This window comes from Metabacillus sp. SLBN-84, from assembly GCF_053629595.1.
In genome coordinates, this window is sequence record NZ_JBRJIP010000007.1 from 37,365 (window position 1) to 63,509 (window position 26,145).

Genomic DNA, 26,145 nt, shown 5'->3' on the forward strand with positions numbered 1-26,145 from the left:
GGGGTTAATCACCTACCATACCGTCGTTATCACGATCGTCCATATATGGATATAACCAATGATCACTCGTTATTGGCATACTAAAACCTGCTGCTTTTGCTTCTTTAATGGTCACCTGTCCATTGCCGTTTGTATCAACACTGGAAATATCACCGTTTGCGTTTGATGCAGTTGATTCAGCTGGTTCAGTTGATTCAACTGGTTCACTGTCTGTTAAATCGAGTGATGCGTTTACTTCGTCAGGGTTTACGTTGTCAAATGTATCAACAATCTTGTTGCCCATTATCGTATAAGTATATTGATAACTCGAAGGAATCTGTGTTTTTGTATTCGAATAAGTGATAATTGCTTCAAAATCAGTAGCACCACCTGCTCTGCTGATTGAATCTTCCATATAAGCTTGATCGCCGTGTCGATTGAGTGTGCTATCTTGTGGAGTGATATTATAAGCATTTGCTACCCCGCCGAGAGAATCAGCAATGATATGGCCTTCATCTAAAACGTCACTTTCAACACCCGGAACCTTTGCCTCATCAGAATAGTATCTGCCAGACGATAATACTGCTTCATTATCATCATCTTGCACAATGATTTCGTCAGCAATGACACGTACTAGTTGTCCGTATTCATTAGTAAATGCCCAATATTCACGATCCCCATAACCAATGTCAACAACGACGTTAGGTTCACGATAACCAGACAAATCACCACCATCAACTTTAATAAGTTTGTATCCTGAGAACAGTTCATTATTTTGTCGGGTTGGTGTTTCCTCTACTACTGGTTCATCAGCAACCGTAGTGATACTTTCTTCTTTTTCACTGTTTTTATTTGTTTCAACACTGGTTTCTTCTTGTGTATTTGTTTCTACATCTGTAATTGATGTATCCTCTGCGTTGGTACAACCAACCATAAAGATGGCCGTTAAAAGTAAGATTAAACAGTTCATTTTCTTTTTCATTTTAGGACTCTCCTATAATAGTTTCATACTCTTCTTACTAAACATCTCGGAATGTTAGCATAGATTAAGTTTGTTAACCTATTTATATACTCCTGTAAAATATTCGACTGTATTTCAATTATACCTAAAGAAAGAATTGATAACGTAATACAAAAAATAATCCCTTCTCATTATTTGAGAAGGGATTATTCATAATCCAATATCTTAGAAAGGTCTACTAAGTGATAATACACTATCTTTCACAAGCAAAATTATCTTTATCTCTATCCATTTTAGATTGATAGGCTGGATGATCAGAAGCTACGCCATTAGGATATTTCTTTCTTAGTTCAGTACAATTGGCAAAGCGCTCTGATCCTCCACTTGAAGCTGCAGCTGCTTCTGCGAGCATAGCATGTACTGATTTTACGAGAAAAAAATGACCACCAAGATGGTCATTTTTTCTCCTTGGATTTTTCTTCCAGAAACTTTTTAAATTCTTCTTTTGTTACATCTGAATTCATTGCTTCTTTCACCAGTTCAACCCATTCTTCAGGAAGCTGATTTTCTTGTTTGTCGGTCATACTCTTTCGCCTCTGTCTTTAAGTTATGATTTCGGAGCAAGTTCAACCGCCTGTCGAAGAGCTTCCATAAGACTCTTTTCATCTGCAATGCCCTTGCCGGCAATGTCAAATGCAGTGCCGTGATCAACGCTTGTGCGAATGATTGGAAGTCCTACTGTTATATTGACGCCTGCATCAAGACCCAAAACTTTTACAGGACCGTGTCCCTGATCGTGATACATGGCGACAACAATATCAAAATCCCCTCTGACCGCTCTGAAAAACAGAGTGTCTGCCGGAAGAGGACCAATAGCGTCAATCCCCTCAGCTTGCGCTTTTTCTACACCTGGGATTACTTTTTCTTCTTCTTCCCCGTATCCAAACAGGCCGTTTTCGCCTGCGTGAGGATTAATGCCGCACACAGCAATTTTCGGGGAAGCTATTCCTGATTTCACAAGGGTATCATGAGCAAGTTTGATGACATGATACACGCGCTCCGGATGAATCATCTTAACCGCATCGATGATGCCGACATGCGTGGTCACATGTATCACTTTTAGGTTCGGCGCAGACAGCATCATTGAAAAGTCCTGAGTGTCCGTAAGGTCGGCTAGAATCTCTGTATGACCGGGATAGGCATGCCCTCCTTTATGCAAAGCTTCCTTGTTTAGGGGAGCCGTGCATATCGCATCGATTTTTTTGCTGTTGGCTAAGTGTATAGCCGTTTCCAAGTACCTGAATGCAGCATTCCCAGCTTCCGCAGACACTTCCCCAACCTTAAGTTCTGCAGATAACAGACCTTGGTCGAGGATGTAGACTGTTCCTCGTTTGAATGTCAGATCATCGATCTCTTCCTCGCTCACATTCTCGAGTGTCAAATCGCTGTTTACAAATGTCTTTGCACGCTCCAGGATAGCTCTGTCGCCTATTACAAGAGGTCGACTGATTTCATACATTTCCTCATATGCCAGACTCTTTAAAATAATTTCAGGTCCAACTCCTGCTGCATCACCCATGGTGATGCCCACTAAAGGTTTTTTCATAGTCTCACCCATCCCATATTAGCCATATAGTTTACTGCATTCACAAGCGATTGTTCATGTCCGAATCCGCCTGCTTTTGTGACTGTCCAGTATGAATGCTGATCCGTACTGATTTTCCCGAAAGGGAGCCCTGGTTCAACTTCTGCATACAAATCCATCTTGGTGACGCCAAGTTCCATGCATACGGCTTTAGCGGTATCTCCGCCGGTCAACACCATCGCTTTGATGGATTGATCTGCTTTAAGGAGCTCACCAGCAATCTTCCCGAGCCCTTTTGAGATGGCCACGCTGATTTCAGTTGTAGTTAATCCTAATGCATCACCAGTCTCTTTTGCTCTTCGGCGATTGATCTCTGAAGAGTCAACGTACAATACAAAACAGGAACAGTCCGCATGCTGCTTCAATTCCAGTGTGTACTGGTTTAAATCATAGGAATCTGCGACAAGCTCCGCAGGGTCCGCTTCGATAAAACAGACATTCTGGCTGTCACTAATCCTCTCCAGCTGCTTCTTTGTGACATCTGACAGACTTCCTGACACAACGAGTGTATGATCGATTTCAGATGTTTCCTCAAAAATGACGGCTTCAGGTGTGAACTCAATGTAATCCGGAAGATATTCGATTAAACCTGCTGAACCGCACCACAGGGTTTGTTTGTTTAATTCCATAAAGATAGATGCCACTCTTTTCAAATCTTCTTCAGATGCACTGTCACAGACAAACCAGCTGTCCCCATCATCCATCCTGGAGAGAATTTTTTCTGCAATCTCATCATTAGGGAGTGAGAAAAACTCGCTGTCCAAAAGGACGGCATTCTTGTCACTTCCCTTAAAGAACTCCGGCAGATAGGCTTCTCTCACAGGTGTTTTCGGATCCCTTGCAAACTCTGTATCTGTTATAAGCTTTCCATTCACATAATGATGTCCGTTTACTGTTTTTCTGTTCATCTTTGGAAAAGCAGGCACAATGACCACTGCTTCAGGCTTAAATACGTCATGAACAGCAAGCAGTTCAGTCACGATGTTCCCTCTTAATGTAGAATCAATCTTTTTATATATGTGCTGATAACCAATATCTTTTAAAAGCTTTGCTGCTTGATGGGCAGCATCATAAGCTTCTTCAGCAGACTTTGACCTGCTGTCCGTATCAATAATCAATACGTCAGGCTTCTCTTTGATTGAAGCATATTCTATGTTGAATATTACGGCTGCTGACAGGTTTTTTTTAGCTAACTGAACCCCTGAATCATTGGCTCCCGTTAAATCATCAGCAATAATTCCTACTCTGTTTTTCAAATCACAAACACCTCTATACATTTGCTTTTGTCACATCTTCCCTTTCAAAAACGAAGCCCTTTTTCTCCATCCTCTTTACAAGAAACCCTATATAGATTGGGAGCAGAATGGCCGTTGTCACGGTAGAAGCTGCGACTTGAACAGTGGCTAAGTCGGTTACAGTTGCAAAGCTTGCATTCGCTGCCGCAATAGCTGCAGGTGTAGCAACAGCGTTTCCGGCTGTTGATCCTTCCGCCGCGCCGACAATTGGATTCCAATTCAGCGCTTTAAATACATAATACCCAGCAGATCCAGTAACAAAGACCGTTAGCAGGCCAAGGATAATACCGGAAAGTCCTCCCTTGAGGATTGCGGCAAAATCAATTCCCATACCGAGGGCAAAAGCAAAAAACGGAATTAGCATCGAACTTCCTTTATCTAAAAATGAGCGCATTTCCTCGTCAAGATTTCCAAGCACCATTCCGACAACGATCGGCAATAAAACGGAGATGAACGAGACGAATGAGAACATTCCATCAACAAATCCCATGGCACCGAAGATGGATAAGGCAACCATCGTGAGGAATGGACCGTCATTTAATGCAAGCAATGAATAAGCCGCACGGTCTTCCTTGCTTCCATATTGACCAACAAGCGCCACGAACAACCCGCCGTTGCTGTTTGTCATCGCTGCAATGACTGCGATTGGGGCAAGGCCGAGCCATAGACCGTTATCACCTGCAAAGAGATAAGCGACAAGCCCGAATAGAGCCCCTACTGCCCATTTTGTAAATAAAAGTGTAGCTCCTTTTCCAATTGACACCCCAAATGATTTCACGTTGATTTGTGCCCCTGTGCAAAGTAAAAAGAGGGCAATCAAAGTACCGGAACCGTTTACAAATAGCGCTTCAGTAAAGTTTCCGATTCGAAGCAGTCCTGGAGCAAACGTGTTGATGGTCGCTGCAAGAAGCAACGGCACTACCATCATGCCTCCCGGAATACGATCAAGAGTTGCTTTAATCTTCATTATTCTACCACTCCCCCGTCAATTGTTTCAATATAAAACAATTAACTTGTAATTGTAATCGTTTACAGCTATAACAATACGTTCTTCCATTCTCCAATTCAACTAAACCACTAAAAATCGTTGCAAAATAAAACAAGCTGAAACTATTGTTTCAGCTTTCTCCATAGCGTTGACCGATTGATTTTCAGCCGTTCAGCAACTCTCGTTTGGTTGTGATCCTCTTGCTCCATCACGGCATCGATGATTCTTTTTTCAATCTTTTCGAGTGAACCTTCCAAAAACGCTTCGTCAAACACTGATTGCTTTTCTGGTTTTTGGCTTAGCAGCCGGGAGATCAGTTCAGCACCGATCACGTACCCCTTCTCTTCCAAAACTGCATCCTTGATTAAAGCCTTTAGCTCTAAGACATTCCCAGGCCAGTCATACTGTTTTAATAAATCGATGGCCGCGCTCTTAATCTTTACTGCAGATGTGCCAAGTTCTGCATGAAACAACGCTATGAAAGAACTCACCAAAGGCTTAAGGTCTTCTTCTCTTTGATTGAGTGAAGGGATGGTCACTCTTATGCCTTCTTCGTGATGCATAATGGGATAATACAAGGGATCTTCGTCCCGAAAAGCGACGATGACCGTGCGTCCGCTGCTTCTCCATTCATCGATGATAGTCTGAAGAGAATGAAGATCATCACTGACTGTTTCTGCACCGATTAAATAAACAGTTCGAATATCTGAATCAAGTTTGCTTCTTTGTTTTAAGGCCGCCTCTGCCGATACGGTCGCAAACAGACCGGCCCCTTCGTGTTTCATGTAATGAATATAGGCAGAGATGAGTTTCTTTCCGGTGCCACTATCCCCCTTTAAAACCCAAAGATTAAATCTTCTTTTTCTGTGGATTGAGGATAAACACTTCTTCATCGCTTCACTTTCAGCTATGATGTTCGGCTGTTGAATAAGTCGCTCAACATGATAGCTCTGATCAGTTGAAATTTTTGAGAATGCAAAAATTTCATACCCTTGTCCACCAATCGATACTGTGTACCGTGATTGAATAATATGGTCATGTATATTGACACTCACAGACTCAGACTCTGCCTCCTGATTTTCTCTGATTGAACTGACTACTTGGTCTTTTGGGACAGGACATCCAGAGAAAGAAATCCAGTTCTGAGACACAATCTCTTCCTTTTCATTCAATACCAAATAATCCTGTAAGTTTTCTCTTGCAGCAAACTTTAAGACCTCCAGCTCATCTTGAGCTTTGCGGTATAGTGCATGCACAGATTTTATTCGCTGAAAAGCATCAAATATAGCTTCCCTTCCTGATTGAATCAAAATGCCTTCCAAGTTGGACCTTAAAGCTGCATTTATTGTAATAACGTCCCCAATAATAAGGCCATATCCGTCATTTTTAAGCTTCTGCACAAGATCATCCACTTCCTCAGCATGATCTACTGTAAAAACGCCAATCGGGATATCGAGCAAATCCGTTATGGACTGTGCCCCAAGCGTGATATTTGGAAAGCCGACCATCGCTTTTTTGGCCGGAAATGCGCTTGCAAGCGTCAGGACTCTCAGCATGTCGTAACCGGATATATGGACATCGATGACAGGAATAGTCACTATTTTCTCAATCAGCTTAGCTGTCCCTCCGCGGCTTATAATGGCGTCATATCCATCTTCCACGGCCCGTTTTGCATACGGTATGGCATCTGCAAGGTTTGCAGTCCTTATCGTTAACTCAAGGTCCGGCTCAGTCTCCGCGCATTCCTTTATTAAGGGCGTCATCGCCTCGTACGGTGCAATAAATAATACTCTTATGGTCATGAAATCTCACCTATTTGTCGTTTTCCTTTCATTTTAACCCTTCGAACGCAAAAAGACTATTTGGATCATCCCGCGAAGTGCCCATCATATCCTTGTGAAATGGATGGACGCGCAGCTGATTGAAATAGTCGGAAAGGAAAAAATGTCAGCGAGAGGACGGCCAATACAGGTCTATAAACTGTCAGAGAATACAGAGGTGCAATTCTTTTAGCCGCATTAGGATCCAATCAACCTCTTCGTTCTCCTCTTCCCTTTGAGACTGGAGTCCATGAGAACCAATTATCAGTTAATATACTACAATGCAGCACATAGACTAAAAGAGTGACACCTATCCTTTTTGAAGGCGGTTTTTTTCCTGTTTGCAGAAATCCTCAACAGTAGCAAGGCTCCAGTTTTGCAGCAATCTCAGCAGCCTCCTTAGGGGAACGAACGATATATGCCACTCCCCCTTCCACCTCTTGAATGACCTGTTTAATGCCCTGAATTTCGTATACTGCTTTCATCTTTAACACTTCCTTTCTTTGTTTGAATAGGAAGTAATGATGGGCGCAAACCGTGTGAAGGGTTCACTTGCGAAGGAGCGAACGTGCCAGCCGGGTATTATAGGCAATGGACCTGCTTTTGCCCGACTTGCCTCAAGAACCAAGTCTTGCAACTGACCGTTCCCCTGATCATAATAATGCCTCTCCAACCAACCTCAACCTATAAAAATTAGCATCGCCTCTTCTTATATCTGAAGGACATTTGCACAGGAGTATTATTCATCATGTAAAAAAACCATTTACTTGTGAAAAAATTGTAAATATATAGATATTTGTACCTAATTATATGTATGATAGTATTTGGAAGGAGGCTGGATTAAAATTACTTTTATTTGCGGAGAATGTAAAGAACTATTGAAAAAAGAGGATCATGTTATTCTAAATGAAATGAATTGTCTTACACATAAAAGGTGCTACCGGTTTGTATCAAGCTTTATTAAAGATACTGGTACATACGCAGATATGATTGAAAAATATTGGTTCTTCCAGGAACTGACGCACTGACAAGGCCTTTCGATGGAAAAGATTGATTTTGAAAATCTATTTAAGAAAAACGTAACTTCCCTCACTACTTTCCCCTTTTTTTGGGAAATGGTATTATAATTTAAGATAACATTAATGAAGGGGAACATAGATTGGCGCAAACAGTAGAAGATATAGCAGAAAACATAGACGTTTTGAGAGAAGAATTAATTCAGATAGCCAGTATTCACGGATTAAACAACCCAAAAACCTTAAACCACAGTGAAAAGCTGGATAAACTTATAATAAAATATCAGAAACTTCATCTACCTTCTTTAACCAAAAACATAAACAATTGAGTATCTAAAGAAGTTAAACTTATAATGATTTAGTATTGATAGAGAAAGATTGGTTAAAATAAACGAGGAAGGAAGATGATGATGCCCTCGATCAAATACGGAAATAAGATGACAACCTCCACCTTGAAAAACACCCAGCGCAGAAAATTGTTATCCATTTTTGTGGATCAAAACGGCATATCCCTCATTTCTCCTTCTAAAATTAAATAGGACGCCATAGAAGGTGCTCTGTACAAAAAGTGCTTTGATTACGGAAAACAACAAGGTAACCACAAACGAACAACGAAAAAGGAGTAGTAAAATGCTACTCCTTTTTTTCTACCATAGTTTAAATCCTCTTTACACGCCCATTAAATACTTCTTTCCAATACCCCTCAGACATATCCGCAACCGCAACCCCGGTGCTGGACTGGGCTCCTATGAATTTGCCGTCACCGACATATATTCCAACATGACCGTCTCGTTTGTACGTATTGAAAAATACAAGATCACCGGGTTTCATGCTTTCTGCTGATACGGGCTCACCCAAATGTTTTAGTGTTTCGGTGCTCGTTGATGTGAGTGGACCGAGATCAACGCCGACTTCCATGAACGCCCAGTGTACAAAGCTCGAGCAGTCGAAACGGCCTCTCGCTATGTCACTTTGATTCCTTCCCCCGCCAAATACGTATTCGGAGTTTCCAATCCACCTGTTTCCCACGTCAACCACTTCTATGCCTGTCTTTTGGCCACTTCCGCCGCCTATCGATACAAACCCTTTCACATACTGATCAGCAAAACCGAGTACTTCCTCGACATACCAGTCGGCGTGATTATATGCAAATACAGCCCGTCTTAGGTCCCCTTCTGCTGCACCGTTTGCTGCCAGGTAGTGGGCCGCAGAAAAAACAGCATCATGAAGGTCCCACGGATCGGCCTTCCCGTCCCCATTTGCGTCAGTCCCGTACCCTCCATGTTTCGCGATGACATCCGGATTCATCTTTTCAGTATCGGAAATATCCCCTTTACCGAGTCCTCCGCACGACGGATGGCTCCATCCTACCCATGTGCATGGCATGAATTGAAGGTGCCCTTCTGCGCCAACCGGGGAAACCATCGGATCGATGGTCGAAAACCTTGTCTCCACCCGGTGATGGGCTGCTATCAGGTTCCAAGGCACCCCGTACTTTTCTTCTGCCGCCTGATAAATGGAGACGTAGTCTGCAGGAATTTCGTTCGCTCCGATTTCTGAGATCTCGCCTCCGTAAAATCCTTTTCCGGGCGCCTGATCTTCTTCTCCCCCTGTTGATGACAGGATGAGGAAAAAGGTGATGACAAGACCTCCTATGAGGATAAGAAGGATTGCGCCGATACCTAAAAGGACCGGCAGGCCTAGAGCAGACCCTGCGGCCGCCGCCCCTTTGACACCTGCTGTTTTTACTGTTTTCTTCACCACTGCACCAGTGATGTTCTTTAAAGCAGAGCTCCCATCCGTCTCGTGACGATTCGGCTCGTTAGTTTGGGACATTCACTCTCACATCCTCTACCTTCCATTCGCCGTCTGCTTCCCTCAGGCTCATCAGGTACCAGTCTTCGGTTTGTGATGTTTTTCCGTCTACTGAAGTCGCTTCTCCCCTGACAATGACGTTCCACCGCACAACCGTACTGCTTTTATTTGAAACGGGAGTAACCTCTGTATCTCGCACACTCAAATAAGATCGTTCGAGCACTTCTCTTCTGCCGTTCCGCTTCATCTTTTTATAGAGGGCCTCTGTCATATAGGGCTTGGCGTTCGAAAGATACTCATCAGGCTTTTCTGCATCATACGTATGAAACGCTTTAGCAAACCCCACCGCGGCGTCCTTTGTTTCTGAGAGCTCCTCTTCCGTAAACTTTTCAGTCTGGTCATACTCGTTCTCATTACCCTGCATCACTGCACCACTGGTGTCTTCACTTTCTTCAGAAGGGGACCCCTTGATCTCAGCACTCTTTGAGACTGGAGAAACCAAAGACGTACTCCTAAAAAAAGTCGATGCTGCAAACCCGACGATCAGAAAGACGGCAAGAAGAAAAAGGAACAGCTTGATCCGGTCGCTTTTACTGTTTTGTACATCCCATCCAAACATGCTTCACCCCCCTGTTCATTCCTCCCTGTCCTTGTCGCGTTTGCGGTTCCGTTCGTTGATTTGTTGCTGGGCTTCCCATTGGGTGATGTGTTTACCCCTGCGTATCATCTCTTCAATACGCTCAGTGACGTTTTCCTGAACCTCATTCCTTCTGTGAACCTCCCTGGAATGGGTATCCCTGTTTGTAACACTCTCCTGTGACCGGTGATGCGTTTCCGTCTGAACGGCATTTCTGTCAGTCACATGGTTAATGGTGCGTTCGTTGTGATCATTATTTTCAAACTTTCGCTTCACGGACTCATTTGCATTGCGTTCATGTTTCGTTTCATTACTCGAGACTTCGTGATCCGACTGACTGTCGGTCATTCTGCGTTCAGCTAACCGGTCACGATGCTGAACATGTATGTTATCTTCATGCCTGTTCCTGTTCATCAGGTTCAAATTGCGCTCGCTCTGCGTGCGCTCTGACAATTCTGTATCCTCCACATCCGGCCTCTCGAGTGACGTCGCGACTTCGTTTCTTGCGTCAATTATGGACTGCCGGTCGGTTAACGGGAGGTTTCCGCTTCCAATTCTCCGGCGCCTTAAGTCATCGATTGTCGTAATGCTTCCGTTTTGTGATTTAGATTGTGAACCATTCGTGCGGTCCATCAGCTGTTCACGGTCCATACTCGCGTTGTCGACTCCGGCATGATTCTTCCCTTTCCCGTCATCTTCAACCTTGTCAGTAAACCCCTCTCGGTCAGCCATCACGACTCCAATTGCTCCTGCAGCAAGACCAGCGTTTGTTTTAAGAAGCCTTTCATTTGCTGGTTTTAGCTGCTTTCGCCGATCAGCCAACTGCTCTTTTGATAGTGCACCAGCCTTTTTCTGACTTGCCTTCCTGCGTTCTGTTAATGGCTGGTTGCGAATACGACCTTTTCCCATATTTTCATCCAAATCGTTCTTGGCATTTCGCGCCAGACTCCTGGCCTGATTGAACTTCTGGCGGTAATTCTGCAGGGTTGCTCCCGTGCTGCTTTCAACATTATTTACAGCTGTTGATACAATGTTAAATAATTCTTTTCGTTTGGCCCAGACGCCGACAAAACAAATGATCTGAAGCAGCATGGCACCTAAATACCCAAGATCCGAGTTCTCTGTCGCACGGTACAGGATGGCTGAGATCCCAAACAATATCGTAAGGAGCAGCGCGATGGAGATTTTCATCAGCTGTGCATGCAACACTTTCATCCCCCAGTCAAACGCCGCATGCTTCCACCGGGGAACAAGCGCCATGAGCAAAGGAACCGGCGCAAACAGGACCAATGCCAAAAAAACCATCTGATAAAGAATAATCGTTCCTGACACCATGAGTAGGAAAACGCCGATGATGCTGTTGGCGATAAAGAGCAACGGCACAAAGCCTGCACGCTGTGATATTCCGTCGATGGACATCATTGTATTTTTTTGTTGTTCAACTTCTTCTCTAGCTTTTTCATTTCTGCCTTCTCCATCTGTAAATGGATCCAGTGACAACATATCATTTACTCTATCTTCCTCTATCTGTGTCGTTCCATATTGCATGAGTAAATACGGTTTCTTTACCATCAGATCAAACATCTGATTGCGAACGGTCGCTATACCTTCTTCTTTGGAATACGATGCACCTGGATTCACGACACTAGCCGAAACGGCTAATACATCACTTTGCAGGTCACTAGACCAGTCGTTGATACCTTTTAAGATGGATGGTGCATTCGAGAAGAAACCAAGCGCAAAGATGAAAATAGCAACAGAAGAAATCAAACCACCCCACGCCCGGCTGCTCTCACGTTTCACCATCCCTACATAAGTCGCCCACGCACCGACAATCGCGATGATAAACGTGACAAGCAGAGGCCATAATCCGTTTCCCATGAAGCCTCCCGGGCCGAATCCAGCGATGTTTTGAATGGCTGATCCGATTTCTTCGGTGACGTTTGAGACAAAATCAAGCTGGAATGCTTCCTCGACGATTTTCATCGTGAAGTTGGCAAGCAGGATATTGACGTTCCAAATGGAATTGATGATTTCCATCATGGCGATATAAATCTGCTTTCCAGCCCCATCAGCCCAGTTCCACGGCATCCAGTCGCCATCGGTGTTTACCCAGGTGTCTAATTTATAATGGTGCTGGGGGTACTCATTGTATTTAAGTTCAACCTCTCCTATTGTTTTAGCCTCAGTATCCTGAGGGACCAAATGATCTTGAATACTGGCAGCAGAAGCCTGTACCTGAAACACTAAAAACACCAGAATAGACAAAGCCGAAAGTTTTATTAACTTCTTCATTCATCATGCAACTCACGAAGGACTTCTGGCTTAATATCTTGAACGAGTTTATCAAAATTTTGTAAATTACTATATTTTGTCCTCTTCCAACCTTCTTCGGATTTAATCACTTCCAATTTTTCCGTTTCTACTTTTTCGTTATTGGTTGGATTTTTATATTCAATTTCGTAAAAATATCTTTCATTACTTGCTTTCCATTCTGTTAATCTATATTGTTTAATTTTTTCGTCACTGTATTTTTCAGCCTCCGGATCTAGCGCTTCTGTCTTCTGATCAAGTAAATCCAACATCATTTTTTGGTCATTCTGAATTTTGGCATTTACCCAATCAACCGGTATATCATCAGGTCCTTTTCCGTTCACTTCATTACTTCCGCACCCTGCCGTCGCAAGCAGTAGGGTTAGACCCATAAGCAAGATCAGTTTTTTCATACATACACGCCCTCCTTCTTGTGGTTTTCTTCAATCTGCAGCTGTTCCGTCCCTTCAGTCTCACTCTCTTTCAAGTCATCCATCGGAGGACGTGTATCAAATGCATCGAACAAATCCTTAAATAATGCATTGATGGATACGACCCCCACCCGTCCGGTGATGTCCTGAAACAGGCACTGGCCATTTTGAAGCTCTCTTAAGGTGGATGCATTGTATTCCGTATTCTTTAAGTTTAATAGAGACAGAACGTTCTCGATTTCATTCGGATCGGTGCTCCGGAAGGCAAACTTCATGCCGATGTTGTTCTTCATCTTTTCATCAAGAAGATCGTTCGCGTTTTGTGTCACAAAGTAGATCCCGGCGTTCATCGCTCGTCCTGCACGGACAAGACGCGACGCGAGATGGCTTCCCTGGCTCGTGTTAAGGACCGCCCACGCCTCATCCAATAGCACCGTTTTAAAGATTCTCCTGTCGCTGTGGATGAATTTCAGGGCAAACGATGAGATCGGCAGCATCATCGCAACAGAAAGCATCTCTGACAGGTTGTATTTCTCCTGCGGCGTATCCGGCGCAGGAAGCTCAAGGTTTTGAATCTGAAGAACATTTAGGGCCGTGCGAAGATTAATCGCCTTATCATTCTCGCCGTCCCCAAAGAGCAGTTGTGCAAACGATAATTCTTTGAAGGAACGGATATGTTCACCTAGCTGTCTGGCCGTCTTGTCCTTGCTTTTCAGTAAATGTTCGACAACCATTCCGAGGCACGGCTTCTCGCCTTCTGCTATTTCTCTCACTGCCCGGGTGAGCTTCGGGAACCGTTCCGAATCATCAAGACGGACCCCTGTCAAAAACGTCAGGATATCAAGCGCGAGCGTCTCGGCTTCTTTCCTGTCGTCATGAATGGAGAAGGGATCGAGCCTTCCTTTGTCTTTTGCTTGCGTCGAAAGGGAGATGATGTTCACCTCTCCGCCGAGCTCATGCAAATCACGGTCCCAGTTTCCGCGCTCGCCCTTTGGATCGATCACAAGCGCCTTACCGCCGGATAAGACCGACAGGTACGTGATCAAATTGGAGCTGAAGGACTTCCCTCCGCCGAGAGAGCCTAAAAACGCGGCCGACAGGGCATTGGTCTTCGTTCCGCGAATTCCCTGTGCGGCGCGGTTCGGCATGATATAAACGGGTTGATCCAAGATTCCCGTGCTTCCGATAAAGAACCCTTCACCGTCTCCTAGCTGCTTGGTCGCACCGAACATGCTGCCTGCAACCGTTGCCGGTTCCATGAAATGCACATAGTCCTTGATGTAGCGCTTTGCACCGGGCAGAAATTCATTGAAAGCGAGCCACTGGTCCCCGTAAGGCTGTTCGATACTAAACATCATGTCCTGATAAAGATCCTTCACCGCATCGCACCGCCTCTTCAGCTCATCCTCATTGTCTGCTGATACCGCCAGAACAATCGACGTCTTGATCAACGGCATACGGGATTTCTGAAGGTGAGCTTCAAGTTCATGGGCCTCAGCCCTGCCGTCAAGGACGTTCAGCCCGGTGTCATTTCCGGTCTCGCGTGCGTGGCGGTCCTGATCTTTCAAGTCTTTCTGCGCGTTGCGAACAGAAGACAGGGCTTTGCGGTTTTCCATCACGTCGGTGCGGACGCTTATTTCAACCGGGAAATCAAGGTTCTGGATGACATACATCCACTCCTCGCCCGGAAACTCAATCTCGTAAGGGACGTTTGAGACGGTGAGAAACGCCACATGCCCTTCTGCCTCTCTCCCGTCGAACATTTGCTTCAAGATGATGCTCCTCTTTGGTGAATCATCGACAAACCCTTCTGACAAGCGCAGGACGTCATGGTAAAGGGGCCTTCTGACGCTGATCTCCCCGTCTTCATACTCTTTGTAGTGAACGCTGTACTGTGGGCTCCAGTTTTTCAGGATCGGCGCTTTCCCGATTGACCGGTACCAGTTGCGCCTAACGAGCCACTGAATGTCTTCTTCGGTAACCGGATTTGCCTGAAGCTTTGTCGAGACCTTGTTGAACACGCGGCGCTCAGCCTTCCGGTACCTGTTGATTTCATCCTCCGTCACGTCTTTCACATCAAGGCCTGATGCTTCGTTCACACCGTGCACAAACTCCTTCCACGCTTCTTTGATGTCTTTTAGGAGGGAATTCTTCTGCATCTGCCCCTCTGGCCTCTGCAGTCTCACTCCGATAAAGAAACGGTACTCTGTACCTTCTTTCCCGAGCATCTTCTCAAGCTGCAAAGCAGCATCGTCCGTATGTTTGATCGCGGCACCTTTCAAGGGACCGGATAGTTTTTGTTTGAAGCGTTCATGTTTCTCCTCGATCGACTGAAAGTTTGGAACGGCGAGGAGATGCGTATCAAGGTTGATCTGCCAGAAAAACTGTTTGATTTTTGTGAAGATGATCTCTTTTTCATCATCTGCCAAAAAGTCGTAGTTGTACCCGGCAAGCTGATAATACGCCCAGCACGCACCGTCCTGTGAAAACACAAGGTTGCCTTCAAAGTACCTGATAGGAAATTCAATGCTCAAAATCGTCACCCCTCTCGTCATAGCTGAGTGTTCTGTATCCTGTTTTGCCCTCGTACTGGTAAGGTCTTTTTCTGTCTGATACTTCCTTATACCGGTTCATGTGATGAGGTGACATGAAGTAGCGCGTCGCGCTCATGAAAAACCGGTGCGGCGCTTTCCCGTCAAGCAGCTGTTTCGTGAAAAACCAGGCGAACACTCCAGGCAGGAAAAGATATTCGACAAGCCCGAGCTGCAGTAAACTGAGAGGCGGAAAGTGATTCAGCACCCAAACTACAAACACGCCGCCTGCGAAAAATCCGATCTGCCGATACGTCAGGGGAATCGGCAGTGGGATGTCTTGAATCCCGTACAGAACCTTCTCCACTTTCCACACGCTGTTATAGGTGCGCAGAATTTTGGGTTTCATTACGTAGCCTCGCTTTCACTCAATCTAGCTGCCAAAAACGGTAGCCCAAAGCTTGGTTCCAAGATCTTTGACGCTGTCCGGTGAAAAGACGAACACCCCGACGATCATCGCAAACACCGCGAACCCTACAAATCTCGAAAACTCGCGTCTTACCAGAAAATAAATGGCAATTGTCCCAATGATCACAAGGAATAACGCTCCTACCTGTGTGGAAAACCAGTTTTGAATGTTTTCTCCAAAGTTCATGATCTTTCTTCCTCCTCATGGTTACTCGTTTTTCATCTCTTTGACAAATAGGCGGTTCTCTTCTTTTACAAGAACGAACTCATACGGATAGGTGATTTGCGCTTTGGATTGACTTTCCTGAAAAACGGCAGTGGCATGGACACGGTACTCGTTTGCCGCATCGCCCTGTTTGACGACCGCATCCTTTAGTTCCTTGAACACGATGATGCCGGTCATCGGCTTGATCTCGTCATTCTTCGTGTAATAGGACAGTTCTTCCTCGCTGCCTGTTGTGTACACTTTGAAGAAAGTGTTCAGGCCTTGAGTAACTTCACCTTTAAGCTTGGAATCTTGTATGTTTCCTTCGTCACTGATGGCATTATCTGCATTGATTTCTGGTTTTTTGGCTGGAGGGACGAAATAAGGGACCTTATGAACAGCGTAGCTCTCACCGTCACTCTTGACGGGAACGGCAAGGAACTTTTCAATCGGCTCTGATTTCTCAGTTTTTGCCTTTGGAAGTGGTTTTTTGGCCTTTTTCGCTTCTTCTGTCGCTTTGGCGTCAGGCGGTGTGGTTTTCTTTAAGGTGTGCTTAACACGGAGGGTAATGATCGCTGTATCATCAGACTGTTCTTCAACATTCCATACTTGTCTTTCTGTTAGTTTACTGTCTTGTTCCATTCCTTCAAATGAAAGGCCAGCCTGCTCATCCATGCCGTTTGCGAGGTACGGCTTTAGGCGCTCGGCTCTTTCTTTAATTGCATTATCAGTGTTTTCCCACTGGAAGTACTCTCCTGCAAAGGACTCTGCAAAAGACTGGGCGCCGACACTTGCAGCTGGATTTTCAAGTCTTCTTTCTTCTTTGACAGGCTGTGCGTCTGCCGCATCACTCCCGGCGTTTGCAACGCGCACGATGGAGACGACCGACAAAAACAGCATCATGACAAAGACTGTCCAGAAAAAGCCTTTGATGACTTTCCTCCGGAGAACGGTTTTGGGGTATTCTCGTCTTTTCATGGCTCCTCCTCATTTCATCATTTCCTTCATGGCTTCTCTCCTGTCATCACGCCTTCTGGACTCTTCGCCAAACGCCCACACGCACAGGCAGATGAATAAAAACATGCCGGCTGTGGTCCATAAGCCGTGCTCTCTGTAAAAGGACTGAACCGTATAGAGTACCTCATCCGACGCTTTTGCAAACGGCGGATAGGCATCATAGGCAAACTGAAAGAGGAAATATCCGGCCGCGCCTATGGCGCTCATGATGATGAAAACAAACGTTAGGTTCCGTGCAAAGGATACAAGCATTTCTTTCAAAGAGCTGCCAGTGGGGTTTTTGCCCCTTTTGACCTTGTAGGCCACTCTCTTCACCTCCTTTCAAGGGCTGAGATAGTCAATCGATTTTTTTATAGAGACGGTAAAGGGTGTTAGTATCGCTTGAATGCTTCGCTTTCCAGATCGCTCCGTAAGGGTCATTTACTGCATCCTCATACGTCGCGAACATCAGGCCCCCTCCCAGTTTTTCAAGCTCCCTTGAGTCTGCCTTCAGGGAATGTTCCAGAATCTTGTTTCGTTCCGTGTCGTTGTTGGAGACAAACAAAACGCGTATGACCCGTATGTTTTCCCCAAATACCTCGTCCCTTTCATAGGCTTTCTTTCGGACATACTCGTTATAGCGCCTGATCTTATTCAGGGTCACGTCGATTCGCTGTCTGCTTCTCTCAAGCTCCACAAAATACAGGAATGTGACCGTCTGGCCGTTGATCTCCCTCTGGAGGGTAAACGCTCCGTCCGGACGGATAACGGTTGTCGCTGACTGCTTTTTCCTTCCTTCACTGTCCCTTTTTACTTCTCCGTAGTTCCTGAATGAACGTCTCTCCGAGAAAAATTCCTTGAACCTGAAATGCTCATCACGCTGCGCGGCATACGCCGCCTGGATATGAGACATCCTGAGCGAATGGTACACATAAGTCGGCGTCCGCTGCGTCCATCTTGTGTCCCAGTCCGCTTCGCCTAAAATCTCCTTCACTTCCTGAACACCCTTTGAATCAAGTGTATACACAAGCCGGTCTCTCCCCTGAACAGACGCCTTTGCAACAGGAAACGACTTGATGTACCCTTCAGCCTCCATTGCCCTCATCTGCTTTGAAATCCAGTATTTGCTGTAGGGCTTTTTGTCTTCATGTACGTAAATGTATTTCTCTAAGTACTGAACGTCCACAAACACGAGATCGTGAAGCGAAACGAACAGTTCCTCCTCAAGCAGTGTGATTCTCTTGGCCATTGTGTTATCCCCCTTGCTACACCCATAGATCATCCTGGCTGACAGCTTTTTTTGTCTCTTCTTCTCTCTCTTTTTCTGTTTCTAAAGCCCCTGCACGGTCTGACTTTTCTTCATCTTCATCGCTCTCAGATACCGATGTGGCTGTTTCTTCTGCTTTTACGTCTGTTTCCTCCTCTGTTTCGGGCAGTTCAAGTGATGCCGCAGCCTCAGACGCGTGCTGCATGATTTCACCCTCTGCAAAATGGATAGCCTCAGTATCCTCTTCACTAACGTTAGCTGCAGGCATACTCTCTAGAGCAATGCGTTCAATCTCAAGCGCCTCTTCTGCCGTTCTTTTTTTGAGTAAAGGGATCTGCTCGCCAAACCGCGCAGGCTTCGGGGCCTTCATTTTGAGCAGAAACGGCCTTGTGCGCTCGTTTCCTGCCTGCATCCTCATGTAGGCATGGAACGGTTCAATCTGCAGGTAATCACTTGAATAGAGCACCTCTGACTTCATGGACCGGTTCACATACTCAGCATCATCCGGCTCCCCAAGCCTGAACGATACAAAAGTTCCGAAGTTTCTGAAAATAGCAGACGCAACTTCACGGGGAAGCTGATCTTTGACCCCCTGCATCCCGAGGATGATGGACGTTTTATACTTCCTGAGCTCTGAAGCGAACGATTCGATCGCATCCACGCTGTGTTCCATAAGCGTCGGGGCCTCATCCACCATTACAAAATGGTAGGGAAGCTTGTTTCGTTCTAATGGCGGTGTATCCGCCCTGCTTTTGCCCGCAAGTTCCGCATACGTCAGACACATGGAGCCGATGAGCTTCTTCTCGTCACTTGTCAGCTCAGACAAATCGAGCAGGATGATCATGCCCCTGTCCATGCTCTCCCGAAACCGCAGCCCGTTCGTTTTTGCCCGTAGCATCTTTCCAACTACCCCGGATAGCGTAATTTTTCGCAGTTTGTTCAAGGTTGAGTTCGTTTTTGCCTGCAGCTCCCGTTCCTGAAGACCCTGCAGGTTTGAAAAATACAGGTACAGATCGTTCTCGATTGCATCACTTCGGTCAAGCCTCTCTAGAACGCTTTCCCGGTACTCCGGATCGCTCAAGAGCTTTTGCAGGTTAGGCAGGCTTGCTTCTCTAAGGCGCAGTAGCGCCATACCGCCGTTCAGGAAGTTATCATCGATGTTGGGACCCCAAAAATCCTTCCACGTCCGCTTCAAAACATCTGCCACGGTCTGGGCAACCTTATCCTCGGATACTGCAAAATCGACGTCGTAAACGTTAAACGGAATATCGCCCTCAGAAAACTTGATGTACCGCACAAGATGCTGTTTCTCGGGAGGAATCCTTGCTGCCACATCTTGGCACAGGTCACCGTGAGGATCGATGATCGTACCCCCAATCATTTCACCGGCCCCGTCGCGATGTATCAAATCCTCAACGAGGTTATACATCGCGGTACTCTTCCCCATCCCGGACATCCCGATAAACGCCGCATGATACCGGAGCGTCTCAAGGTCAAACATCACCTGTGTTTCTTTTCCATGATACATATGAACCCCGAGTGAAACAGACAAATCCGATACTGCTGATTGCTTCAATTCTTTCGGTAGAGGCGTTGACCTCATTTTCTGCCGGTTCAGCTTATTTGTCAAAACCCGTTCACTTGGAAGACGCATCATCGCAGCCATTTCTTCCGTTCCTAGGATCACGCGCTGCTTCATTCTCTCCATCGGAAAGATACGTCGTGTAAACTCCCACCGAAACAAAGGACGGATCGTACGAAACCACCACCACTCCCTGCCTTTCAGCTGGTTGAGCCGACCGCTTGAAAACGTGCCGATGGAACCTTTCGCGCTCTTGATCAAATCCTTCGCATCCTTTTTGTCCCTGCCAAAGGCAATGACCTTCACGCCTACCCTAGATAGAACCCTCGTCGATTTTCCTTCTATCGCAGAAAGATAGAGCTCGTTGTCCTTCTGCAGGCTCTCATCCGCCTCTCCCTGCCTGTGGAACTGACGGACAATGCCCCTAAAGCTCTTTTCTGTCCGGTACGCAGGCTGCACGAGAAACTGCATATGAACCTCCTGACCTTCTTCTAATGCATCCAGAAACTCAATCAATTCAGCCTGTGTATCCACCACTTCATTGTGATAAGTCTTGATTGGAATTGTCCAATGACTTTCAGTATATAGCTTCGTTCCTGCATGAGGGCGTGTAAAGTCAGGGACTCTATTCTCGGCTTCTATGATCTCGACATCTGAATGCTCGGCGTAGAACTTCGTTTTAAACGCTCTTCCCGTCTGCTCATCGGGCACCCAAACGAAATACCGGATCTCATCTTTCGTCGCAACTATCTCCCAGCTGATCCATTCCTGTTTAACCACTCTTCTGTACCAGGGCCTCGTCAAAAAACTGAGCATCGTCGTCCAAGCCGTCTCATCCTTGAAATACAAAATCTTCGCATCCATCGTTGTCCTTAATTCATAAACTTTTCCTTCTCCAGGAATCAAAAACGGCAGCAAATGATACCTCACTCGTCCTCACCCCTTATAACCTGAGCCCAAAAAGATTCTCAATTAAACCAACAATTTATCAATTACTCCAAACTTCACTATGCCCCTGACTTCCCTCACTTTTAACCATTTCACTTCCTGATCTGCACTTGAACCTTGCACTTTAACTTATCTCTTTTTCTTTTATCCCTTGAACTTACTCTCTACTTCTCTTACTCACTTACTCTACCTCTACTCCCTCTCTCCTACCTCACCACACACTTACCACTACCTACTACTACTCTCTCTTACTCTTACACTACTTACACCACCACCCCTTACTTTACACTTACTTACATATATTCATTTAATTCGGGTAAGTGGATTAGTTATCTAAGGTCCTGCTAAATGGTCACGGAATAACTCACCACCATGCCGTGACCATTTAGCAGGACTGCACTTAGGTTTTCCGCATATTCCTACTTGTATTAGGTGTTGCATATGCTAGATACGTTTATTACTAGTCTATTTACAAGCCCTTATACTAGTTAAGACTACCATCTTGGTAAAATTCTGGAAAGAGACTATCCTCCTGTTTAGAGAGCGAATGTTCGTATTTTCATCATAAAAGGGTAAAAGCACTAGACATAAATTCCCACATAATTGTAAAAAAGGTCTTAAGTTCCATAAGCAGGTAAAGATAGCAAAGATCTGGCCTGAACTCAACTAAAGCTTTATAATCTCTCCCTTGAATAGAAGATGAATTTAAAACTTGCTAAGCAGCAGCATAAGCTAAGTGTACAGTCTAGATTAGAATAAGTATTAAAGTAAAAAGCTATGCTCCAGGAAGGACGGACAGGATAGTATAGATATGTAATGGCAGACTGGCTTATTAATTTCAGCTGGTATTGTACATCGGCAGTTCAATGTTGCGGAACAAGTTTAGCTCTTCCTGAGTTGAAAATGTGCCAGTAAAGAAAACACTTATGCTCTCTGCAATAGCTCTGTTCATTGTTTGTTTTGATTGCACTGACGCTTTCTTGCGCGATTGGAGCAGACTCTTAAACAAGATGTTTCTGCTGCTGATCTTGGTCACGGCGCCTCTGCCTCTACCGATTGTTTTCTTTACGATCTTAGTAGAACGCTTGAGTACTTCTTTCAAAGATGAAACGGCCATGCCGAATCTTTCTGCTAGCATAGCTAAAGAACCCTCCAAAAAGGGTGCGTCAGGGCTCTTGTGCTGTTCTATGTAAGACACAATATCTTCTTCCCACTCTTCATAGTGCGAACGCTCTCTCTCTCCGCGTTCTTTCTTGAATTTGTACCAGCCGTCTCTCCCGTGGAATTTTGCCTGTCCGTCCGTCCACAGTTCAAGCAACCCTTCCACATAGGATCGTTTCACGCCTTTATACTTGCCCGAGTATGCGCTGTTTATCGTTTTCTCAAACTCCGTTTTGCTTAGCGGACTGTCTAGAAAACTGTTAAACTGGTCTAGTTCGTCATACGCATCCTCAAAAGACCGGCCGCTTGCATAATTGGCTAGCGCCAGTGTCATTAGGGCGTTGTTGCGGCTTGCGCTGTTGTAGCCCCGGTCAATTCCTGTTGCAGATATTAAAGCTCTGTACCAGTCTGATGAACAAAGATCTGATTTTTGTGAAGGGTTAAGTACAACGCGAAGAAACCTTCTCTTTTCCTTTTCCTCAAACTGCTTGGACCAGGAGAGCAGGCGGCTAGTATTGGCTGTGTGTTCATAGAAATCGAGTATGTTGTCGTGTCTAGGGATCCGGTAAAAACCAAAAGGCACACAGTTTTTGTCCAGAGGGACATAAGCAGACAGCGCCGTTTTGAGATTGTCGCTGATGCGTTCTGCGATTCTCAGAGATTTATAGTCGTGGCGGCTGTGCACATAAAACGGGGTGTCCAGCACAAAAAAGAACTGATAGCCCCTTGGCGTCTCTAAAAGAAGATTGGGCCTCGGGAGACCTAACTCCTCACAGCCGATATAGAGTGCGTAAAGATCCGTTTCTTTTGTGTCTATATCAAAGCCTATCACGCTCACTTGCTTTAAGTTTTCACGCGTATGGCCTTTGATGATCCGTCTCCTGAAATCGTAATACGTGCCGCCGCGGTAGACGTTTGGTGTCCAGTGGGACAGATGGGGATGTTTTTCCGCTAACGTCTCGTAAGAGGTTACCACGTACCCTTTTCCTTCGGACAAGTCCTCTTTTGATGGCGACACAAATACCGCACCCTTTCGGTACGGAGCTTGATCTTCTGCCTTTTGATAGACCGATAGTTTATGAAACGGCGCACGGGAGCCTTTCTTTTTATAGAGTGAGAGGCTGCTGTGGGTCATAAACTGCATGATTTCAGCTGGTGTTGCTGTCTGTTTTGGAACGCTGTTTATATTTTCTCTCCCCACTGTACACACCCTCCCACGTTAAATTTATTGGAATATTTTGCTGTAATCAGTATAACGAAATCGAATTTTGCAACTTGCCTCTCTCTAAGCAAAATGCACCAAAATAAAAAAGCCCCTTGATGCTTTATGCACCAAGGGTTAGAAAAAAACTTTGCAATTTTTATATGATGCAGGTTCCGCTCATCTTTTGCACCATTTTACGTTGAATGCACCACGTGTAAGGATTGAACTTGGTCCGTTAATACACACAAAAATACTTCTATATCAAGGAATGATGAAAATACGGTCTGCTCAGTTAGTACACGGTTTCCGCTCTAACATGTTGTACAGTGGTGCATTTGTGGGGTACAGGTTTCGCCCTATTATGAGTTTTTCCGCACCAGTCGTGGTGCAAAATAGATCGGTATACATTATAAAAGTGCACCAAGACAAAGTTTCTTTCCATACAGGTTCCGCTCACCCTGTCCTGATGGTGCACATTTATTGAGGGAAATAGTGAACAGGTTCCGCTCAAGACACTCGGAAGGTTTTTGTGCACCACTTTACCTTGAAAAATTATAGGGCTGTTATGAAATATGCACCAAAGTGCTCAGTTCAGCGGAACATGTGTAGTATTTGGTGCATTTGAGTGCTCAATTGGTGCGTTTCTTGTCGAATCAGGTCCTAAATCTGAATAATCCGGTGCATTTTCGCAGGGAGTGGTGCATTTCATATACACAGGAATCATGGCAGTTGCTATAATAAAAAGAAGTGGTGCATTTTATGGTTTAGCGCACACTGTTCTTCATTGAATGAAGAAAGGATGATTACATGAAATATGCAGATATTTCCGACTCACTGATACTAAACTATGAACTTCTGAAAATAGCGATATATGAAGAAACAAAGCATTTGTTTGACGACAGGCCCTACATACGAGATCACTGGAAGAAAGATGCTTTTGAAATGACTGATTATGAGTACAGGCACCAATCGCCATGTGAAGAGATGCGCCCCAGTTTCCGGGCCTTGTTTTACCTCTTCACGCAGACTCTCTATTCAGAAAAGCATATAACAAAGAAGTTAATTCGCGAAGGCGTAGAAAAATACAGTGAAACCATCAGGATCATTCTTGCTGGACATTTCATAAATGAGTTTCCGAACGATGAAATCAAACGGAGTATGAATGAGGAAAAAATCACTGAAGCCTTGGACCGTGATTACATATATGGCAGCATGGACATAGACTTCCATTTGATGAGAGATATCGTCACGAAGAAAAAAGAATTCAAAGAAAATGAAACCGGACACCTCGCAACCGAAATCATTGATAACAGAGGAAAGGTCAAAGGTCTGGCTGAGCTCAGGCCATACGAGACATCGATTGCTGAAGTGACAACCGAACAGCAGGCTATGTGGCTTGAAATGATCGGTTCAACCATTAACTCTTTAGACGAAATGACTGCAGATCTCTTTGATTTGATTACATACTTATGGATGGTATCCCCTAAAAGCAGCGACGGGTACATAGAGTTTCACAGCAGCGACGCCCTTCGGCTCAGAAACTTAAAAAAGAGAACGTCAAACGGCAGAGTGCTCGACTTCAGGGAAGAAGACCGGTTCAATATCATGAAACGGGTCGCAGCCCTCTCAAGCATCTGGATATCACTTGGAGACCAAAAAGTGAAAGTCCTCAACACGCAGGAAATGCAGGAAAATGAGCTCTACAACTTCAAGGATTTCCAGCGCATGTTTGAGATTGGGAAGATACGGGTGGCTTATGACAAAAAATCGGGAGAAGCAAAAGGAATATACGCGGTGCAAGTGAAGCCCACGTCCATTCTTACCCCCTATCTCGTCGGGCCGAACAGATCCATCGGCCTTCTCGACTTGAAAGTGTTCCAATACAGTCACTTTACACAGAGGGAACAAAAGCGATTAACGAGGTATTTGAACCTTCAATGGAAAATACGCACGATGAAAAAGACGCTCCAGCAGCCTTTTAAAGTGGCTACATTGCTCAAGGTGATGGATATTTCATCCCGTTATAACGGCGTACAGATAAGAGACAAATTCGAGACAGTCCTTGATGAACTGCAAAAGGATGAAGTGATTAAATCCTGGGCTTATACGGAAGAAATTGCAGAAGAAAAAGTCGGAAAAAAGGGATGGGTTAAAAATTACTGGAGCAAGCTGAGCATTGTGCTTTTACCGACGGAGATCGTGGTTAAGGAAAATCAGAAAAACCTTTTGGAGAATACAGGCACTAGTCTTGAAGACAAGATCATGAGCAGTATCCAGCAGCAAATGCACCACAGTGACTATCCTGTTGCTGTTTCAGACTCATATAAACCTGAAGCAATTGGCCACAGGCAGACAGCTGCATCGATTGAAATGATGGAGCCAGATTTGGTCAAGAAAGAGGAGTACACCCAGCAGAGCTTTCATTTTGCAGAGGCAGGTACAGATACGGAAATAACGCTCTCTCCCAATGCTATGCAGGAAATGATTCAGGCATTGAACATAAGCATCCGTCAGTCTGCATCTGAAATCGGGATTTCTCACACAACGCTTTCAAGATACATTCGCAGGGAAAATAAAAGACAGAATAAAAACAATGATATAAAGATGCTTAATTGGCTGAAAGAAAAAACAGCGCAAAATACATTGGCGTAAAATTATGCAAACAATGCTTAAATTAAACGCAATAGATACCTTTCTTGGCTATTTGTTTTGCATACTTTGAAAGAAGGGTAACATGAAGAATGAATTCTTGAAAACATGAAAAAAGCACCTAATCTAGAGGGGACCATATTTTCCCCAACGCTAAATTAGGTGCTTATTAGTGTGTACGCCATCACTTACAATATCTTTTCATTTACAAAGGACCTAACGATTTGGGTTAAC

At 45.0% G+C, this 26,145-nt stretch carries 21 protein-coding genes and 1 pseudogene; 2 read left to right on the forward strand and 20 right to left on the reverse strand.

What is annotated here, in order from left to right:
* Nucleotides 1-4: 4 nt before the first annotated feature.
* The 8 genes and pseudogenes from RKD52_RS22480 to RKD52_RS22515 all read right to left on the reverse strand — a co-directional run bounded on the left by RKD52_RS22480 (nucleotide 5) and on the right by RKD52_RS22515 (nucleotide 7,173).
* Nucleotides 5-961, reverse strand: coding sequence for a DNA/RNA non-specific endonuclease (locus RKD52_RS22480; protein WP_454101624.1), 957 nt, complete (start codon nucleotides 959-961; stop codon nucleotides 5-7).
* A 232-nt stretch (nucleotides 962-1,193) separates the two neighbouring features.
* Nucleotides 1,194-1,322 (reverse strand): annotated as a pseudogene (locus RKD52_RS22485) (excalibur calcium-binding domain-containing protein); the annotation flags it as partial.
* 73 nt (nucleotides 1,323-1,395) lie between these two features.
* The gene (locus RKD52_RS22490; protein WP_454101625.1) at nucleotides 1,396-1,524 is read right to left on the reverse strand and encodes an anti-repressor SinI family protein; all 129 of its coding nucleotides are present in this window, start codon (nucleotides 1,522-1,524) and stop codon (nucleotides 1,396-1,398) included.
* Nucleotides 1,525-1,547: 23 nt separating this feature from the next.
* Nucleotides 1,548-2,546 (reverse strand): 4-hydroxythreonine-4-phosphate dehydrogenase PdxA, encoded by a 999-nt coding sequence (gene pdxA, locus RKD52_RS22495; protein ID WP_454101626.1) that lies wholly within the window; start codon nucleotides 2,544-2,546, stop codon nucleotides 1,548-1,550.
* Entirely contained in the window at nucleotides 2,543-3,841 is a 1,299-nt protein-coding gene (locus tag RKD52_RS22500; protein ID WP_454101627.1) for a four-carbon acid sugar kinase family protein, read from the reverse strand. The genes pdxA and RKD52_RS22500 overlap by 4 nt, the downstream gene beginning before the upstream one ends.
* 13 nt (nucleotides 3,842-3,854) lie before the next feature.
* Entirely contained in the window at nucleotides 3,855-4,847 is a 993-nt protein-coding gene (locus RKD52_RS22505) for a 2-keto-3-deoxygluconate permease (protein WP_454101628.1), read from the reverse strand.
* A gap of 143 nt (nucleotides 4,848-4,990) precedes the next feature.
* The gene (locus tag RKD52_RS22510; RefSeq protein ID WP_454101629.1) at nucleotides 4,991-6,670 is read right to left on the reverse strand and encodes a PrpR N-terminal domain-containing protein; all 1,680 of its coding nucleotides are present in this window, start codon (nucleotides 6,668-6,670) and stop codon (nucleotides 4,991-4,993) included.
* Nucleotides 6,671-7,041: 371 nt separating this feature from the next.
* The gene (locus RKD52_RS22515) at nucleotides 7,042-7,173 is read right to left on the reverse strand and encodes a hypothetical protein (protein WP_454101630.1); all 132 of its coding nucleotides are present in this window, start codon (nucleotides 7,171-7,173) and stop codon (nucleotides 7,042-7,044) included.
* A 674-nt stretch (nucleotides 7,174-7,847) separates the two neighbouring features.
* Between RKD52_RS22515 and RKD52_RS22520 the strand changes: the two genes are divergently transcribed.
* Complete coding sequence (locus RKD52_RS22520) at nucleotides 7,848-8,033, forward strand: Spo0E family sporulation regulatory protein-aspartic acid phosphatase (RefSeq protein WP_454101631.1); 186 nt, start codon at nucleotides 7,848-7,850, stop codon at nucleotides 8,031-8,033.
* A 328-nt stretch (nucleotides 8,034-8,361) separates the two neighbouring features.
* Here RKD52_RS22520 and RKD52_RS22525 read toward each other — a convergent pair whose 3' ends face one another.
* The 12 genes from RKD52_RS22525 to RKD52_RS22580 all read right to left on the reverse strand — a co-directional run bounded on the left by RKD52_RS22525 (nucleotide 8,362) and on the right by RKD52_RS22580 (nucleotide 23,259).
* Nucleotides 8,362-9,540, reverse strand: coding sequence for an NlpC/P60 family protein (locus RKD52_RS22525; RefSeq protein ID WP_454101632.1), 1,179 nt, complete (start codon nucleotides 9,538-9,540; stop codon nucleotides 8,362-8,364).
* The gene (locus RKD52_RS22530) at nucleotides 9,527-10,138 is read right to left on the reverse strand and encodes a hypothetical protein (RefSeq protein ID WP_454101633.1); all 612 of its coding nucleotides are present in this window, start codon (nucleotides 10,136-10,138) and stop codon (nucleotides 9,527-9,529) included. Before RKD52_RS22530 ends, RKD52_RS22525 begins: the two co-directional genes overlap by 14 nt.
* 15 nt (nucleotides 10,139-10,153) lie before the next feature.
* Nucleotides 10,154-12,451, reverse strand: a complete 2,298-nt coding sequence (locus RKD52_RS22535; RefSeq protein ID WP_454101634.1) for a CD3337/EF1877 family mobilome membrane protein — start codon at nucleotides 12,449-12,451, stop codon at nucleotides 10,154-10,156.
* Nucleotides 12,448-12,882: a hypothetical protein gene (locus RKD52_RS22540; RefSeq protein WP_454101635.1), complete on the reverse strand. Its 435-nt coding sequence runs from the start codon at nucleotides 12,880-12,882 to the stop codon at nucleotides 12,448-12,450. Before RKD52_RS22540 ends, RKD52_RS22535 begins: the two co-directional genes overlap by 4 nt.
* The gene (locus RKD52_RS22545; protein ID WP_454101636.1) at nucleotides 12,879-15,434 is read right to left on the reverse strand and encodes an ATP-binding protein; all 2,556 of its coding nucleotides are present in this window, start codon (nucleotides 15,432-15,434) and stop codon (nucleotides 12,879-12,881) included. Before RKD52_RS22545 ends, RKD52_RS22540 begins: the two co-directional genes overlap by 4 nt.
* Nucleotides 15,424-15,840, reverse strand: coding sequence for a conjugal transfer protein (locus RKD52_RS22550; protein ID WP_454101637.1), 417 nt, complete (start codon nucleotides 15,838-15,840; stop codon nucleotides 15,424-15,426). The genes RKD52_RS22545 and RKD52_RS22550 overlap by 11 nt, the downstream gene beginning before the upstream one ends.
* A 24-nt stretch (nucleotides 15,841-15,864) precedes the next feature.
* Nucleotides 15,865-16,086, reverse strand: coding sequence for a hypothetical protein (locus tag RKD52_RS22555; RefSeq protein WP_454101638.1), 222 nt, complete (start codon nucleotides 16,084-16,086; stop codon nucleotides 15,865-15,867).
* A gap of 21 nt (nucleotides 16,087-16,107) precedes the next feature.
* A complete protein-coding gene (locus RKD52_RS22560) occupies nucleotides 16,108-17,082 on the reverse strand; it encodes a conjugal transfer protein (protein ID WP_454101639.1) in 975 nt (324 codons plus the stop codon).
* A 9-nt stretch (nucleotides 17,083-17,091) separates the two neighbouring features.
* A complete protein-coding gene (locus RKD52_RS22565) occupies nucleotides 17,092-17,427 on the reverse strand; it encodes a hypothetical protein (RefSeq protein WP_454101640.1) in 336 nt (111 codons plus the stop codon).
* 31 nt (nucleotides 17,428-17,458) lie between these two features.
* Nucleotides 17,459-18,349: a replication-relaxation family protein gene (locus RKD52_RS22570; RefSeq protein WP_454101641.1), complete on the reverse strand. Its 891-nt coding sequence runs from the start codon at nucleotides 18,347-18,349 to the stop codon at nucleotides 17,459-17,461.
* 16 nt (nucleotides 18,350-18,365) lie between these two features.
* Nucleotides 18,366-20,879 (reverse strand): type IV secretory system conjugative DNA transfer family protein, encoded by a 2,514-nt coding sequence (locus RKD52_RS22575; protein ID WP_454101642.1) that lies wholly within the window; start codon nucleotides 20,877-20,879, stop codon nucleotides 18,366-18,368.
* Between the two features lie 856 nt (nucleotides 20,880-21,735).
* Nucleotides 21,736-23,259, reverse strand: a complete 1,524-nt coding sequence (locus RKD52_RS22580) for a primase C-terminal domain-containing protein (protein WP_454101643.1) — start codon at nucleotides 23,257-23,259, stop codon at nucleotides 21,736-21,738.
* Nucleotides 23,260-24,069: 810 nt separating this feature from the next.
* Here RKD52_RS22580 and RKD52_RS22585 point away from each other — a divergent pair.
* Complete coding sequence (locus RKD52_RS22585; RefSeq protein WP_454101644.1) at nucleotides 24,070-25,914, forward strand: helix-turn-helix domain-containing protein; 1,845 nt, start codon at nucleotides 24,070-24,072, stop codon at nucleotides 25,912-25,914.
* Nucleotides 25,915-26,145 lie beyond the last annotated feature (231 nt).

What these genes read in the sequence shown, in the direction of transcription:
- pdxA (WP_454101626.1), bottom strand. Translation starts at nt 2,546, where the DNA reads ATGAAAAAACCTTTAGTGGGCATCACCATGGGTGATGCAGCAGGAGTT.
- RKD52_RS22515 (WP_454101630.1), bottom strand. Translation starts at nt 7,173, where the DNA reads ATGAAAGCAGTATACGAAATTCAGGGCATTAAACAGGTCATTCAAGAG.
- RKD52_RS22535 (WP_454101634.1), bottom strand. Translation starts at nt 12,451, where the DNA reads ATGAAGAAGTTAATAAAACTTTCGGCTTTGTCTATTCTGGTGTTTTTA.
- RKD52_RS22570 (WP_454101641.1), bottom strand. Translation starts at nt 18,349, where the DNA reads ATGGCCAAGAGAATCACACTGCTTGAGGAGGAACTGTTCGTTTCGCTT.
- RKD52_RS22505 (WP_454101628.1), bottom strand. Translation starts at nt 4,847, where the DNA reads ATGAAGATTAAAGCAACTCTTGATCGTATTCCGGGAGGCATGATGGTA.
- RKD52_RS22550 (WP_454101637.1), bottom strand. Translation starts at nt 15,840, where the DNA reads ATGAAACCCAAAATTCTGCGCACCTATAACAGCGTGTGGAAAGTGGAG.
- RKD52_RS22555 (WP_454101638.1), bottom strand. Translation starts at nt 16,086, where the DNA reads ATGAACTTTGGAGAAAACATTCAAAACTGGTTTTCCACACAGGTAGGA.
- RKD52_RS22585 (WP_454101644.1), top strand. Translation starts at nt 24,070, where the DNA reads ATGAAATATGCAGATATTTCCGACTCACTGATACTAAACTATGAACTT.
- RKD52_RS22490 (WP_454101625.1), bottom strand. Translation starts at nt 1,524, where the DNA reads ATGACCGACAAACAAGAAAATCAGCTTCCTGAAGAATGGGTTGAACTG.
- RKD52_RS22530 (WP_454101633.1), bottom strand. Translation starts at nt 10,138, where the DNA reads ATGTTTGGATGGGATGTACAAAACAGTAAAAGCGACCGGATCAAGCTG.
- RKD52_RS22560 (WP_454101639.1), bottom strand. Translation starts at nt 17,082, where the DNA reads ATGAAAAGACGAGAATACCCCAAAACCGTTCTCCGGAGGAAAGTCATC.
- RKD52_RS22525 (WP_454101632.1), bottom strand. Translation starts at nt 9,540, where the DNA reads ATGTCCCAAACTAACGAGCCGAATCGTCACGAGACGGATGGGAGCTCT.
- RKD52_RS22510 (WP_454101629.1), bottom strand. Translation starts at nt 6,670, where the DNA reads ATGACCATAAGAGTATTATTTATTGCACCGTACGAGGCGATGACGCCC.
- RKD52_RS22480 (WP_454101624.1), bottom strand. Translation starts at nt 961, where the DNA reads ATGAAAAAGAAAATGAACTGTTTAATCTTACTTTTAACGGCCATCTTT.
- RKD52_RS22540 (WP_454101635.1), bottom strand. Translation starts at nt 12,882, where the DNA reads ATGAAAAAACTGATCTTGCTTATGGGTCTAACCCTACTGCTTGCGACG.